General features: G+C 61.2%; 12 protein-coding genes. 7 read left to right on the forward strand and 5 right to left on the reverse strand.

Going from position 1 to position 14,184, the window contains the following annotated elements; all coding sequences use genetic code 11:
• Nucleotide 1: 1 nt before the first annotated feature.
• From BM438_RS35615 to BM438_RS35645, 7 genes are all read left to right on the forward strand, one after another.
• The gene (locus tag BM438_RS35615) at nucleotides 2-913 is read left to right on the forward strand and encodes a LysR family transcriptional regulator (RefSeq protein ID WP_093644483.1); all 912 of its coding nucleotides are present in this window, start codon (nucleotides 2-4) and stop codon (nucleotides 911-913) included.
• 475 nt (nucleotides 914-1,388) lie between these two features.
• Nucleotides 1,389-2,480 (forward strand): porin, encoded by a 1,092-nt coding sequence (locus BM438_RS35620; RefSeq protein ID WP_093644485.1) that lies wholly within the window; start codon nucleotides 1,389-1,391, stop codon nucleotides 2,478-2,480.
• Nucleotides 2,481-2,846: 366 nt separating this feature from the next.
• Complete coding sequence (locus BM438_RS35625; protein ID WP_372341972.1) at nucleotides 2,847-3,710, forward strand: branched-chain amino acid ABC transporter permease; 864 nt, start codon at nucleotides 2,847-2,849, stop codon at nucleotides 3,708-3,710.
• An 8-nt stretch (nucleotides 3,711-3,718) separates the two neighbouring features.
• Nucleotides 3,719-4,729, forward strand: a complete 1,011-nt coding sequence (locus BM438_RS35630) for a branched-chain amino acid ABC transporter permease (protein WP_093644570.1) — start codon at nucleotides 3,719-3,721, stop codon at nucleotides 4,727-4,729.
• On the forward strand, nucleotides 4,722-5,486 hold the full coding sequence (locus tag BM438_RS35635; protein WP_093644572.1) for an ABC transporter ATP-binding protein: 765 nt from the start codon (nucleotides 4,722-4,724) through the stop codon (nucleotides 5,484-5,486). Before BM438_RS35630 ends, BM438_RS35635 begins: the two co-directional genes overlap by 8 nt.
• On the forward strand, nucleotides 5,473-6,180 hold the full coding sequence (locus BM438_RS35640) for an ABC transporter ATP-binding protein (protein ID WP_093644489.1): 708 nt from the start codon (nucleotides 5,473-5,475) through the stop codon (nucleotides 6,178-6,180). Before BM438_RS35635 ends, BM438_RS35640 begins: the two co-directional genes overlap by 14 nt.
• 86 nt (nucleotides 6,181-6,266) lie before the next feature.
• Nucleotides 6,267-7,451, forward strand: a complete 1,185-nt coding sequence (locus tag BM438_RS35645; protein WP_093644491.1) for an ABC transporter substrate-binding protein — start codon at nucleotides 6,267-6,269, stop codon at nucleotides 7,449-7,451.
• Nucleotides 7,452-7,525: 74 nt separating this feature from the next.
• On the opposite strand, the gene BM438_RS35650 is transcribed toward BM438_RS35645, so the two are convergent.
• The 5 genes from BM438_RS35650 to BM438_RS35670 all read right to left on the reverse strand — a co-directional run bounded on the left by BM438_RS35650 (nucleotide 7,526) and on the right by BM438_RS35670 (nucleotide 14,019).
• A complete protein-coding gene (locus BM438_RS35650; RefSeq protein WP_093644574.1) occupies nucleotides 7,526-8,431 on the reverse strand; it encodes an SDR family oxidoreductase in 906 nt (301 codons plus the stop codon).
• Nucleotides 8,432-8,504: 73 nt separating this feature from the next.
• Complete coding sequence (locus tag BM438_RS35655) at nucleotides 8,505-10,061, reverse strand: class I adenylate-forming enzyme family protein (RefSeq protein ID WP_093644492.1); 1,557 nt, start codon at nucleotides 10,059-10,061, stop codon at nucleotides 8,505-8,507.
• Entirely contained in the window at nucleotides 10,058-11,776 is a 1,719-nt protein-coding gene (locus tag BM438_RS35660; RefSeq protein ID WP_093644493.1) for a long-chain fatty acid--CoA ligase, read from the reverse strand. Before BM438_RS35660 ends, BM438_RS35655 begins: the two co-directional genes overlap by 4 nt.
• Before the next feature lie 113 nt (nucleotides 11,777-11,889).
• The gene (locus BM438_RS35665; RefSeq protein WP_093644495.1) at nucleotides 11,890-13,125 is read right to left on the reverse strand and encodes an acyl-CoA dehydrogenase family protein; all 1,236 of its coding nucleotides are present in this window, start codon (nucleotides 13,123-13,125) and stop codon (nucleotides 11,890-11,892) included.
• Nucleotides 13,126-13,245: 120 nt separating this feature from the next.
• Nucleotides 13,246-14,019 carry an SDR family oxidoreductase gene (locus tag BM438_RS35670; RefSeq protein WP_093644497.1) on the reverse strand — a complete coding sequence of 258 codons (774 nt, stop codon included), beginning with the start codon at nucleotides 14,017-14,019 and terminating at the stop codon, nucleotides 13,246-13,248.
• Nucleotides 14,020-14,184: the final 165 nt, after the last annotated feature.

A 14,184-nucleotide genomic window follows, 5' to 3' on the forward strand; every position in this document is an offset into this window, starting at 1 on the left:
CATGACTTCGTCAATACAACCGGAAGACCTCGCCTTCTTCTCCACGCTCGCTGCAAGCGGCAGCCTGACCGCGACTGCACGCGAACTCGGCTTGAGCACGGCGGCCGTGAGTAAGCATCTGGCACAGATGGAATCGCGCGCGGGCGTGTCGCTGGTCAACCGCACAACGCGGCGCATGAGTCTCACGCCGGAAGGCGAGCTATATCTCACCCGGGCACGGCGCATCCTGAGCGAAATGGACGACCTGGCCCAGTTGCTCGGCGGCTCGCAAGCAGCCCCGAAAGGCCTGTTGCGCGTGAACGCGACGCTCGGTTTCGGCCGCAGTCACGTGGCGCCGCTCATTTCCCGATTCGTGCGGCGCTTTCCCGAGGTGGACGTGCAACTGCAACTCTCCGTTGACCCGCCACCGATTAGCGACGACGCCTTCGACGTGTGCGTGCGTTTCGGCGAACCACCGGATGCGCGCGTGATTGCGCGCAGGGTCGCGTCCAACCGTCGGCTGCTGTGCGCATCGCCAACGTATTTCACCAAACGACGCGCACCGCGCAGTCCGGCGGAGTTATCGCAACACAACTGCATCGGCATTCGTCAAGGCGACGATGGCTACGGGTTATGGCGTTTGACCAGCGGACGCGGCGCGGCCGAAAAGACCGAGACCGTGCGAGTGCGCGGCAACCTCACCACCAATGACGGCGAGATCGCGGTGAAGTGGGCGCTCGACGGTCACGGCATTCTGATGCGGGCGGAATGGGACATCGCGGAGTACCTCGCCGATGGCCGTCTGATCCATGTATTGCCGGAATACCGCACGCCGGATGCCGACATCTATGCGGTGTACCCGCAACAGTTGCAGATGACGGCACGGGTGAAGGCATTCGTCGACATGCTGATAGAAACGTTCGGCGCGCGCTGAGTCTGTTGTTTGATAGTTCTGCAATGCAGAACTACCGCATCAACCATCTCTATCGCAATTCAAACCGGATAATTCCGGCAATCCCCTTGTATTACATAGCCTTACGGCACACTTCAAGCGCACCTTCAGCGCCAGGTGTTTTCCCTATTTTGGCCTGCATTGCAGTCCAAACGAGCGATTTCCCCCGTTGACACAGAACGAACGGTCGTGCCAAATTGCGCCTGCATCCTGTGCGCAAGCATGCGATCAATGAGCTCTTAGCAGCGCCGAGCCGCCCCGCACTCAGGAGACAAGCCAGCCGGCAACCGGACTCGAGACGCCTACCAGCAAATTCAAAATTTCGCATCCCTTATCAGATCGCGAGGGCTCTTTATCGCCTGTAGAAATCGTATCGCGCACCAGATCGCCAGAATCTTGCAGCACAAGCATTACTTCGCCAGTTCAATTGATTCCAATAAACAAGGAGACACGAAGCATGCCGGCAAGTCATCGCAATCGAATTGGAGCCATTCTTGGATTAGTGGGCGCATGCGCCCTGGGCACGGCCCAGAGCACCCATGCGCAAAGCAGTGTCACGCTGTACGGTATCGTCGACGGCTCGATCCTCTACACCAACAAAACGCTTAACGCGACCACCGGTCAGAACGCCGGCCGTCAATACTCGTTCACCGACAGCGGCCTCTCCGGTTCGCGCTTCGGCTTGCGTGGCGCGGAAGATCTTGGCGGCAGCATGCGTGCGATCTTCGAACTCGAAAGCGGTATCAGCATCGCCAACGGCGCGTTCAGCAATTCGAACGGCAACGCGTTCGGGCGCCAGGCGTGGGTCGGCCTGGACAGCCGCTACGGTACGGTCAAGGCCGGTTTGCAGTTCTCGCCCTTCTTCCTCGCGGTGTACGACTTCGATCCGCGCGAAATGTCGTACTTCGGCAGCGGTCTCGTCACCTATCTCAACAACGTCTTTGTGACCGGGCTGTTCAACCCGAACGGCATTTCGTACACGTCGCCGGAAATCGCTGGTTTGCAAGCCAGCGCAATGATGGCGCTGGGTGGCACGGCCGGGGACTTTCAGGCGGGCCGCCAGTACTCAGCGAGCCTGCGCTACCACCTGGGCACGCTGACCGTCGATGCCGCGCTCTATAGCGGCAACGCCGGCGGCAGCGCTGCATCGATCGCGATTCCGAGCGTGGTCGAATTCGACGGCCGTGCAATCGGCGCAAGCTACGTGTTCAACAACCTGACCGTGAAGGCGTCCTACGTGCAGTACAAGGTGGCCGGCTCGTTCAACGATCGCGTCTATTCGGGCGGCGCCAGCTATCGCATCACACCGGCGCTGAACGTCGACGCGGGCGTCTGGGTCACGCGCGATGGCAACAACTCGTCGAACAATTCGATCCTGGCGTCCACCGGGATCGACTATTCCCTCTCGAAGGCTACTGTGGTGTATGGGCAGGCCGGCTTCGTGACCAATCACGGCGCCATGCACACTGGACTGTCCGTCAACAATGCACTGAACGAAGTAACCGGCACAACGGCCGGCGTAAATATCGGCATGCGGCACATGTTCTAACCGCCGCAGAACGCGAGATACCGGCGCGCCGCACAAGCGGCGCGTCGGATCATGCGAATGGGCGACTTGATGCGCGCTATCTAAGTGACTTCCCTAATAATCTGCAATGCAGAACAATCAAATGGAAAAACTTATTGACGCAAAGCGAACGCCCGTGCCAAATTTCTCTAACGCCGCCACACATCACCATTTCCAGTTTGCGCCGATGCGCGCGTGTTTTAAGCGTCGACAACCGTCGATAACGGTCGCCGGATTCGAGAAAGCGGCTGTTGTCCCGTCCGTAGTCAGGCGTGCGGCGATGCGTTCCCGGCAGCAAGGGTAACGATTGCACAGCGCGCCTCCGTTGGAGGATGTCAAAGCGTGGACATGTTTTTGCAGCAGCTTCTCAACGGCTTGACGCTGGGCGGCATCTACAGCCTCGTCGCACTCGGGCTCACGCTGGTCTACGGCATTCTCGCCGTGCCGAATTTCGCTCACGGCGCGTTCTACATGGTCGGCGCGTTCGTCTCGTTCTACCTGATGAGCCGGCTCGGCTGGAACTACTGGCTCGCGATGATCGGCTCCGGCCTCGCGGTCGCGCTACTCGCGATCCTCGCCGAGCGGCTGGTGTTTCATCCGCTGCGCAAATCTTCCGAATTGCATCCCATGATCGCCGCGATCGGCCTCCTGCTGTTTCTCGAAGCCGGTGCGCAGGCGATCTGGGGCGCGGACTTTCATCGTATGGCGACGCCCTACGCGGGGATCGTCGATCTGGGCGGTGTGACCGCGCCCGTGCAGCGCCTGCTGATCATCGGCGCCGCGTTCGCGTTGGTGGTGCTGTTGCAACTCTTCCTCAAATACACGGTAATCGGCTCGAGCATCATCGCGATGGCGCAGGACCGCGAAGGCGCCTCGCTAATGGGCATCGACGCCAACAAGGTGACGATGCTGACCTTCGGCATCTCCGGCCTTCTCGCCGCCGTGGCCGCGACGCTGTACGCGCCGATCAACCTCGTCTATCCGGCCATGGGCCAACTGGTGATCCTGAAGGCCTTCGTGATCATCATTCTCGGCGGCATGGGCAGCGTGCCGGGTGCGATCGTCGGCGGGCTGATCATCGGCATGGCGGAGAGTTTCGGCGCCTTCTACATTTCGACCGACTACAAGGACATCATCGCCTTCGTGCTTCTGGTGGTGATTCTGTCGGTTCGTCCCCAAGGACTGTTCACCAGGGAACTGCGCGCATCGTGAAACCGGTCATGAAATTATTCGAGGGCAAGCTGGGCTGGACACTGCTGTTCGTGCTCGGTCTCGTGTTTCCGTTTCTGGCCACCAATGACTACATGCTCACCGTGATGTCCACCGCGTACGTCTTCGCGCTGGCCACCGTCGGACTGAATCTGATCACGGGCTACACGGGGCAATTCAATCTCGCGCACGGCAGCTTCATGGCGGTAGGCGCGTACACGGTGGGCATTCTCACGGTCGATCATCAGGTGCCGTTCTGGATCGCGTTCATTGCGTCGGGCGTCGTCGTCGCGATACTGGGTGCGCTGGTCGGACTTGTTTCGCTGCGTCTGCGCGGCCACTACTTTTCTATTTTTACTTTGTGCGTGGGCTACATCATGTTTCTCGTCATCGAGAAATGGGACAGCCTTACGCATGGTGTCTCGGATATTGTCGGTATCCCGGCGCCTTCGGGCTTCGGCATCATCTCGTTTGAAAATCCACGGCCGCTCTATTACCTGGTGTTCGCCTTTCTGGTGCTCGGCGTGTGGCTGATGCATCGCATCGTCGACTCGCTGCTCGGCCGGACCTTCATGGCGATCCGCAATAGCGACGGTCTCGCGCAGTCGCTCGGTATCAACCTGATGCGTAACAAGGTGCTGGCCTTCGTGCTGTCGGTCGTCTATGCCGGGCTTGCGGGTGGACTCTATGCGGGTTCCGTACGCTTTCTCGGACCTGATCTGGCCGGCGTCGAACATACCTTCGACATGACCATGTACATGCTGGTGGGCGGCATCGGCACCCTCGCCGGCCCGCTGCTCGGCGCGCTCGCCATACCCTGGCTCACGCAGTATCTGCAGTTTTTGCAGGCGTACCGCTTCGTCGTGTTCGGCCCGATCCTCATTTTGCTGGTGATCTTTTTGCCGAATGGGATCGTCGGTTTGTATAGGGCGAGAAAGAGCCAGCGCGCGAAACTGGCAACGCCGAAGAGCGGCGGTGTTGCGCGTCAATCGCAACCCACACGCGGAGATCGTCATGCTTGAAATCGACTCGCTCAGCAAACGCTTCGGCGGTCTCGTCGCGGTCGACGACGTCAGCACGCATATCGAAGCCGGCAAGATCAATGCAATCATCGGGCCGAACGGCGCGGGTAAGACCACCTTCTTCAATCTGATCAGCGGCACCCATCTGCCGAGTTCGGGACGCATCCGCTTCAAAGGCCAGGACGTGACAAAGCTGGCCGCCGATCAGATGGCGCGCCTCGGCATTGCGCGCACATTTCAATCCACTGCGCTGTTCGACCGGGCCAGCGTCCTCGACAACCTGATCGTTGGCCACCGGCTGCGCACGCGCTCGGGGCTGTGGGACGTGCTGACGCATTCAGCGCGGCTCAAGCAGGAAGAACGCATCTGCCGCGAGAAAGCGCGCGAGGCCCTGGATTTCGTCGGACTGTCGGCGATTGCGGAACGGATGGCCGGCGACATCTCGCAGGAAGAGCGCAAGCGTGCCGCTGTGGCGCTCGCACTGGCCACCGAACCGAGCCTGATGCTGCTCGACGAACCCGCCGGCGGCGTCAATCCCGAAGAGACCGAAGGCCTCTCTGAACTGATCCGCAAGCTGGTGAAACACGGCGTGACGGTGTGCCTGGTGGAACACAAGATGAACATGATCATGAAGCTCGCCGATCGCATCATGGTGCTGAACTACGGCAAGAAAATCGCCGAGGGCACGCCTGCCGAGATTCGCGCCAACCCGGCCGTGATCGATGCCTATCTGGGGAGCGAACATGCTGAAGTTTGAGAACGTCGCGCTCGATTACGGCAGTTTCCGCGCGCTGGACGGCATCACGCTGCACGCGGACGACGGCGAACTGGTCGTGCTGCTCGGCGCCAACGGCGCGGGCAAGAGCTCGATCTTTCTCGCGACGAGCGGCCTGCGCCGCGCCACGAGCGGCAGCCTGCGCCTCGGAACGCGCGAGCTGCTCGGCATGACGCCCGCACAGATCGTGCGCAACGGCGTGATTCAGTGCCCTGAGGGCCGCAAGCTGTTCCCGGGCATGTCGGTGCTGAAGAACCTCACGCTCGGCGCCTATGTGCATCGCGGCGACAAGGCCGGCAATCAACGCAATCTCGATCAGGTGTTCGCGCTCTTTCCGCTTCTCGCCGAGCGCAAGGATCATGCGGCCGGCTCGTTGTCCGGCGGGCAGCAGCAGATGGTGGCGATCGGCCGCGCGATGATGGCCCGCCCCAAGGTGTTGCTGCTCGACGAACCGTCGCTCGGTCTCGCGCCGCTGGTGGTCAAGCAGGTGTTCGAGGTGATCCAGCAGATCAATCGCGCGGGCACGACAGTATTGCTCGCCGAACAGAACGCGTTTGCGGCGTTGAAGATCGCACACCGTGCCTACGTGATCGAGAACGGCCGCATCGTGCTCGAAGGCGATCACGCGAGTCTGATGAACAACGAAGCGATCCGGCGCGCTTACGTCGGCGGCTGAACGGATTTGATGCACCGCCTGACGCATGGCCATAAATGTGACCATGAGCGTCGGGCCATATTCGAACAATCCCAAAGGAGACACGTATGACGATCAAACGCTTGTGCGGACGCGCTGGAGTAGTTGCGGCGGTCGCCACGACTGCGCTGCTGGGCACGGGCGCCGCGATGGCGCAGCAGGTGGTGCATATCGGCTACTCCGGTCCGTTGAGCGGGGGCGCGGCGAAGTACGGCCAGGAAGTGCTCGAAGGCATGCAGATGGCCGCCGCCGACGTCAATCAGGCCGGCATCGAAGTAGCCGGCAAGAAGATCAAGTTCGAAATCGTGCCGCTCGACGACAAGTACAACCCCGCCGAAACCGCGATCAACGCCCGGCGTCTTGCGCAGGAACAGCAGGCGGCTGTGGTGCTCGTGCCGCATTCGGGCGGTGGCTTCGCCGTGCAAACCAGCAATGAGCAACAGAAACTACTGCTGCTCTCGTACACCAGCGTGCCGCAGATCAGCGAGCACGGCAACAAGCTCACGGTGCGCATTCCGCCCGCGTTCACGTCGTATCTGAACGCGTTCATCAAGTACGAAATGGCGACGTACGGCAAGAAGGTCGCACTCGCCGCCACCGATACCGACTACGGCAAGGTCTGGGTCGCCGCATTCAAGCCCGCATGGGAAGCAGCCGGCGGCACGATCGTCGCGGACAATTCGATGTCGTATAACCGCGCCACCGATTTCTACAGCGGTGTGAGCCGTGTGCTGGCCGCCAAACCGGATGTGATGTTTATCGGCGGCCCGTCCGAGCCGACCGGCTTGATTGCGCAGCAGGCACGCGAACTGGGTTTCAAGGGCGGCTTCATTGTGATGGATCAGGCCAAGCTCGACGAAGTGGCCAAGGTGACCGGCGGCTATGCACCGTTGAACGGCGCGATCGGGGTGTTGCCGCTGGCCAACGACGATACGCCGAACGCTAAAGCGTTTGTGGAGCGCTTCCGCAAGACCCACGCTGGGCGTGATCCGAGCCAGGAAGTATCGCTGAACTACACCGCGGTCTACGCAACGGCACTCGCGATGAAGCTGGCCGGCAGCGTCAGTGATGCAACCGCGATCCGCAATCAGTTCGATAAAGCCGTGAAGGCGTTGCCGCCACAGGCCAATCCGCAGAGTGTGACGGGTGTCGACGACCACGGTGGCTTTGTGATCGGTAATCCGGTTGCGGCAGTGGTTCAGGGTGGACAGTTGAAGTCGGCGGTGTTGAGTTCGCTGACAGCGGCGAAGTGACGACGTGACGGCCTGATATGGGCGTAAAAAAAGCGCCGTGGTTTCCACGGCGCTTTGCGCATTTCCAGTTCGGATTACCCCTTCAACGCCTCGATAATCTGAACACGCACATCTGGCCGCTCGGCAAACGGATCGGTCGGATTGCGCGGCGTCACGATATCCTCGGCGCGCGTTTTCACAGCAGCTAGCGCGTGCGGATGCGAGAAGATATAGAACTGCTCCTCGCGAATCGCATCGAACACCATGCCCGCGACGGTTTCGGCACTCACCTTCCCCGAACTCACCGCCTTCTCGCTCATCGCACGCGACACACGTTGCGATAAGGTCGGCGGCGTGTCGTTGTCCAGTTCGGACGGACGATTGCGATGCGCCTTCGCGATACCCGTCGGCACGAAGTAAGGGCACAGCACCGAGCACGCCACCTGCTGCGTGACCAGCGAAAGATCCTGATACAGCGACTCGGTCAACGACACCACCGCATGTTTCGACACGTTGTATGGACCCATCATGGGCGGATTAAGCATGCCCGCCATCGACGCCGTGTTGACGATATGCCCGCGATAGCCCGGATCGCGTTTGGCGGCCTCGAGCATCAGCGGTGTGAACGCCCGCACGCCGTGAATGACGCCCCACAGGTTGACACCGAGCAGCCATTGCCAGTCACGCTCGGTGTTCTCCCACACGAGGCCGCCGCTGCCGCCTACGCCCGCATTGTTGAACACCAGATGCACGCCACCGAAGGCGTCGAGCGTGGCGCGGGCCAGCGCATCGATTTCCTCGCCCTTCGCGACATCGACGCGACGCGCGATGGCTTGCGCGCCGGCCGCGCTCACCTCGGCGAGGGTTTCGTCGAGTGCGTCCTGTTGTACGTCGGCGAGTACGAGACGCATGCCCAGCTTCGTGCCGAGCCGTGCGAACTCACGGCCGAATCCGGAGCCCGCGCCGGTGATTACCGCTACCTTGCCTTCAAAATTGTTCATGCCTTGTCCCATTGCCAGTTGGTGAGAGTTGGTCTATCCAGCCAGGTGTATTCAGATGTCTCTATACGCTGTGCTAACGCGCGGCGGGATAGTACTGCTCGCGCAATTCCCGTTTCAGCACCTTGCCGATCGGGCTGCGCGGCAACGCGTCGACAAAGGTCAATGCGGAGAGCCGCTGCATCTTGCCGAGCCGCGCGTTGACCCAGGCCAGCAGCGTGTCGGCGTCGCTCGGCGCACCCGGGCGAAGCACCACGAACGCAACCGGCGTCTCGCCCCATTGCTCCGACTGCGCGCCCACCACGGCCACATCCGCGACATCCGGGTGCGAGCACAGTTCAGCCTCGAGGTCACTCGGATAAACGTTGAAGCCGCCCGAAATGATCATGTCCTTCTTGCGATCGAGCAGCGTCAAGAATCCGTCTGCGTCGAAGCGGCCCATGTCGCCTGTGCGGATGAAGCGCTTGCCACTCGGGTCGTACCACTCCGCCTCGGCAGTCTTCTCCGGTTGACGGTAGTAGCCGGTCATCATTGCGGGCGAATGGCCGACGATCTCGCCCACCTCGCCCGCTGCGACCTCGTTGCCGAGCTCGTCGATCAGACGGATGTCGTGACCTTCGATCGGTTTGCCGACCGTATGCAGCTTGGTGGGACATTCGTTGGCCTCCAACTGACACGAGCCACCGCCTTCGGTCATGCCGTAGTACTCAGTGAGCTTGCCCGGCCAGCGGCGCACCACGTCCGCCTTCACGCTCGCCGCGAACGGCGCGCTGGTGCAGAACTTGGCCTGGAAGCTGGATAGGTCGTAACGGTCGAAGTCCGGATGTGCCATCAAACGTTGATACTGGACCGGCACCAGCATGGTGTGTGTGACGCGGTACTGTTGTGCCAACTCAAGATAGCGTGTGGCGCCGAATTTCGGCATCAACACGACTGTGCCGCCGAATGTCAGCGTCGGCATGAAACTTACGAGCGTCGTGTTCGAATACAACGGCGTGGAGATGAGCGTCGTGGCATCAGGGCCATAGCCGCGTTCGATGCTGCGCACCGCATAAGCCCAGCGCATGCCGTGCGACTGCACGATGCCTTTCGGCGTACCCGTGGTGCCAGACGAATAGATGATGTTGAATGGCCACGCCGGATTGATCGTGACCGCTTCAGGCGTTGCGCCCTTGGGCGCGAGCCACGCTTCAAGCGGGGTGCTGCCTGCGTGCGCATCTAGCGCGATGGGGATTGCGCTGATCTCTGCAGCCACCGGTTCGAGCAAACGCTTGACGTCGGCATCGAGAAACAACAGCCGCGCACCCGAGTTGCCGATCATGCTGACGAGACTCGCCGCGCTCGACGACGGCGCGAGCGGCGCGACCGCCGCCCCTGCCCGCAGGCCGCCGAGAAACACCACAGCGTATTCCACCGAGGCGGCCGCGCATAACGCAATCGCGTCGCAAGGCTTGATACCGTCGCGCTGCAATGCGGCGGCAAAACGATCGACTCGTGCGTCAAGCGCGGCATAAGTCACGACCTCGCCGTCGCAGATCAATGCCGCGTGCTCACCGCGTTCTTTGGCGAAGCGGCGCAGCATGTCGGTGATGCAGACGAACGGTTCGTCCACTAACGCTTCGAGCCATGTCATGACGAGGCGCCTCCTTTGCCACCGTTGTTTTCACTCGCCGCGGCCGTGCGTGCCGCGTCCTCTTCCTGCAACTTGCGCCACAGAATTTTGCCGCTGCCCGACTTGGGCAGCGACGTCACGAACTCGACAATGCGCGGCGCCTTGTAAGAGGCCATCTGATCGTGCGCCCAGTCGATAATCGCCTGCTCGGTGATCGTGCCGGCTTCCGCCGCGGCGGGCACCACCAGCGCCTTGACCGTTTCGCCGCGCTTCGCGTCCTTCACGCCGATCACGCACACCTCCTGGATCGCGGGATGCCGGTACATAAGCGCCTCGACTTCCGCTGGCCACACCTTATAGCCCGAAGCATTGATCATGCGCTTGAGGCGATCGGTCATAAAGAAATAGCCGTCCTCGTCGATATGACCGAGGTCGCCAGTACGCAGAAAGCGCTTGCCGTCGAGTTCGATAAACGCTTCTTCAGTCGCCTTGGGATTGCGCCAGTAGCCTTGCATCACCTGCGGCGCGTTCACGATGATCTCGCCGGTTTCGCCTTGCGGTAGTTCCTGCAGCGTGACCGGATCAATCACGCGCGAGTCCACGTCGAATACGGGAATGCCCAGGCACTGCGGCTTCGGCCGATGCGGGGGGTTGATGTGCGTGCCGGCAATCGTCTCCGACATGCCATAGCCTTCGACATAATCGAGCCCTGTCAGCGACTTGAGCTTTCTGGCAATCGCGTCCGGCATTGCCGCGCCGCCGCCGCGTGCGCCCGTCAGGCTCGACAGATCGTATTCGCCAAGCTTCGGGTTCGACAGAAAATCGACCATCATCGCCGTGATCGACTGCCATGCGGTCACGCGATATTTCTGCATGCATAGCGCCGCAGCTTCGCGATCCCAGCGCGGCAACACGATAATTGTTGCCCCGGAGAAGACCGCGCTGTTCATGCCGCCTTGCATGCCGGTCACGTGAAAGAACGGCAATATCGATAGATACACACCGTCCGGCGGCGCCGAGAACCAGACGCAGCCGCCGAGCAGCGTGCTCATCACGCTGCGGTGCGTATGCATGCAGCCCTTCGGCTTGCCGGTGGTGCCGGACGTGTATGGCATCACGCACAGATCGTCCGGACCGGTGGTAAGCGGACCCGGCGCGATATGCCGTTCGAGCGCCTCGCGCCAGGACGTGACGCCGGGAATATTGAAGGTCTTGCGCGGCGCGGCCACGAACTCCGGCACGGGAATCGGCGATGGCCGCTTCAGATAATCGCTATACGTCGCGACGATCACGTGCTCGATGCCCTTCCCCGGCCCCTTGCCGATCAGCGGCTCGACGTTCGCGAACAGGCATTGCGGCGCAATGATCGTGGTCGCCTCGCTGTCCTCGACGTAATGCGCCAGCTCACCGCTCATGTTCATCGGATTGACCGGCACCACGACGGCGTTCGCACGCAGGATCCCATAGTAAGCGATGATCCATTGCGGGCTGTTCTGCATGTAAAGCAGCACGCGGTCGCCCGCCTTGACGTGGCATTCCTGCTGAAGGAATCCCGCGATACGCTCGGTTTCGTCCTTGAACTCGCCGAACGTAACCGCCGTGTCGTAGAAGACGATGAACGGTTTGTTGGGAAAACGCGCCGCCGACACCTCGGCGTTATAGAAAATATTGGTCTCGGGCAGCGTCAGATGCAATGGCACTTGCGGCGGCCAATTCGGGTGATGGCGTTCGTTCATAGGCGTCTCCTGCCTTTACTGTCTGTGCGCGTTTCACACGGATGGTGCGCGCTTCGTTCACATCCGCCGCGTGAAGGACGCGGCGGGTTAATGCGTCATGGCAATCAAGGGACTCAGTTGCTTGATGAATGCCCGAGATGACGTCCAAGCTCCATCTTCGCAATGGCGTTACGGTGCACTTCGTCAGGGCCGTCCGCGAAACGCAGCGTGCGCGAACTCGCATACGCGCGAGCGAGGCCGAAGTCGTCGCTGACCGCGCCGCCACCATGCACCTGCATCGCCCAGTCGATCACCTGGCATGCCATGCTGGGCGCAGCCACCTTGATCATGGCGATCTCCTGACGCGCGTCCTTGTTGCCGACCGTGTCCATCTTGTGCGCGGCGTTCAGCACCAGAAACCGCGTCTGGTCGATCATGATGCGTGCGTTCGCGATCCGCTCGCGGGTGACGCCCTGGTCCGCGATCGGTTTGCCAAACGCTACGCGTTCCAGCGAGCGGCGGCACATCGCTTCGAGCGCGCGCTCGGCGCGTCCGATCAAACGCATGCAGTGGTGAATACGGCCGGGTCCGAGCCGCCCTTGCGCGATCTCGAAGCCGCGGCCCTCGCCGAGCAGCATGTTGCTGGCCGGCACACGTACATTTTCAAAGGAGATTTCGGCGTGACCATGCGGGGCGTCGTCATAGCCGAATACCGGCAGATGACGCAGTACTCTCACGCCCGGCGTGTCGATCGGCACCAGAATCATCGACTGCTGCTGATGCCGGTTGGTGTGGTCCGGGCTGGACTTGCCCATAAAGATGAGAACCTTGCAGCGCGGATCGTTCGCGCCCGAGGTCCACCATTTGCGGCCGTTCAGAATGTAATCGTTCCCGTCGCGTTCAATGCGCGCCTCGATATTGGTTGCGTCTGACGACGCCACTTCCGGCTCCGTCATCGCAAAGGCCGAGCGGATCGAGCCGTCGAGCAGTGGCAGCAGCCATTGTTGTTGCTGCTCCGGTGTTGCGTAACGCACCAGCGTTTCCATGTTGCCGGTGTCCGGCGCCGAGCAGTTGAACGGCTCCGCGCCGATATGCGAGCGCCCCATGATTTCGCACAGCGGTGCGTATTCGAGGTTGGTGAGCCCCGCGCCGTATTTCGACTCGGGCAGGAACAGGTTCCACAAACCCACGGCTTTCGCTTTCTGTTTCAATTCCTCGATGACCGGTGCGGGCTTCCACCGGTTGCCGGATTCACGCGCGGCGTCCATCTGCGCTTCGAAGACCGCCTCCGCTGGATAGACGTGCTCGTCCATGAAAGCGTTCAGGCGCTGCTGCAAACTCTTGACCTTGTCCGAGTGCTGAAAATTCATGCGGCGTCTCCTGTCGACCGGAGTTGGCGCTTTAGCGCTTACTCCGGTCCCATGCAAAGCTGTTTCTATACGTAGACGCAGCGCGCCGTTGCCTGCGCGCTGCGTCTGAAGGCCACTCAATCAGACAATGATCGAGCCGCCATCCACCGCAAAATACTGGCCCGTGATATGACGCGACGCTTCACTCGCGAGGAACACGACCGGGCCTTTGAGATCCTCATCACCGCCGAGGCGCTGCAACGGCGTGTGCGAAATGACGGTGTCTTCGAGTTTGTCGAGCAAGCCCGCCGACATCTTCGACGGGAAAAATCCCGGGCAGATTGCGTTGACGTTGATGTTGTACTTGCCCCATTCCGCCGCAAGCGCCCGCGTGAAATTGATCGCCGCAGCCTTGGAGGTGTTGTACGCAATCGTGTTCATGCCCGGCGGCGAACCCTTCAACCCCGCCACCGACGCGATGTTGATAATCTTGCCCGCACGCTGCGGAATCATGCTCCGCTTGCCGACTTCACGAGCGACGAAAAACGGCGCATGAACATTCAGGTTCATCACCTTGTGCCACGCTTCATCGGGGTAATCTTCGGCCGGTGCGCCCCACGTCGCGCCTGCGTTGTTCACTAGAATGTCGATGCTGCCATGCAGGCCGAGCACTTCATCCACGAGACCGGGGATACCCTCGAAGCGCTGCAAATCGTTGACGATGGTCTGCACCTCGATACCCCGGCTTTGCAGATGCGTTTTCGCTTCGGCGAGCTCATTGGCCTTACGCGCGGTGATCGCCACGCGGCAGCCCATCTCTCCCAATGCCTCGGCCATTTGCAGGCCCAGCCCGCGCGAGCCTCCGGTGATCAGTGCAACCTTGCCGTCCAGTTGAAACAGGTCTTTCACAGACATTACGACGCTCCTCCAAGTTGTTCTGCTATGCAGACTTCTATTCCAGATTTGCTGACCATCATACGTGCCGAAATTCAGCCTGTAAATAAAAGCACGCTCATTCACTTTTGATTTAAACTGACACGCATCGTCGATGGGCCGGTCATCGGGACTTACCCGAATACC

The organism is Paraburkholderia aspalathi (assembly GCF_900116445.1).
Classification (GTDB): Bacteria; Pseudomonadota; Gammaproteobacteria; order Burkholderiales; family Burkholderiaceae; genus Paraburkholderia; species Paraburkholderia aspalathi.

What these genes read in the sequence shown, in the direction of transcription:
- BM438_RS35660 (WP_093644493.1), bottom strand. Translation starts at nt 11,776, where the DNA reads ATGAACGAACGCCATCACCCGAATTGGCCGCCGCAAGTGCCATTGCAT.
- BM438_RS35650 (WP_093644574.1), bottom strand. Translation starts at nt 8,431, where the DNA reads ATGAACAATTTTGAAGGCAAGGTAGCGGTAATCACCGGCGCGGGCTCC.
- BM438_RS35670 (WP_093644497.1), bottom strand. Translation starts at nt 14,019, where the DNA reads ATGTCTGTGAAAGACCTGTTTCAACTGGACGGCAAGGTTGCACTGATC.
- BM438_RS35630 (WP_093644570.1), top strand. Translation starts at nt 3,719, where the DNA reads ATGAAATTATTCGAGGGCAAGCTGGGCTGGACACTGCTGTTCGTGCTC.
- BM438_RS35645 (WP_093644491.1), top strand. Translation starts at nt 6,267, where the DNA reads ATGACGATCAAACGCTTGTGCGGACGCGCTGGAGTAGTTGCGGCGGTC.
- BM438_RS35635 (WP_093644572.1), top strand. Translation starts at nt 4,722, where the DNA reads ATGCTTGAAATCGACTCGCTCAGCAAACGCTTCGGCGGTCTCGTCGCG.
- BM438_RS35665 (WP_093644495.1), bottom strand. Translation starts at nt 13,125, where the DNA reads ATGAATTTTCAGCACTCGGACAAGGTCAAGAGTTTGCAGCAGCGCCTG.
- BM438_RS35625 (WP_372341972.1), top strand. Translation starts at nt 2,847, where the DNA reads ATGTTTTTGCAGCAGCTTCTCAACGGCTTGACGCTGGGCGGCATCTAC.
- BM438_RS35640 (WP_093644489.1), top strand. Translation starts at nt 5,473, where the DNA reads ATGCTGAAGTTTGAGAACGTCGCGCTCGATTACGGCAGTTTCCGCGCG.
- BM438_RS35615 (WP_093644483.1), top strand. Translation starts at nt 2, where the DNA reads ATGACTTCGTCAATACAACCGGAAGACCTCGCCTTCTTCTCCACGCTC.
- BM438_RS35620 (WP_093644485.1), top strand. Translation starts at nt 1,389, where the DNA reads ATGCCGGCAAGTCATCGCAATCGAATTGGAGCCATTCTTGGATTAGTG.
- BM438_RS35655 (WP_093644492.1), bottom strand. Translation starts at nt 10,061, where the DNA reads ATGACATGGCTCGAAGCGTTAGTGGACGAACCGTTCGTCTGCATCACC.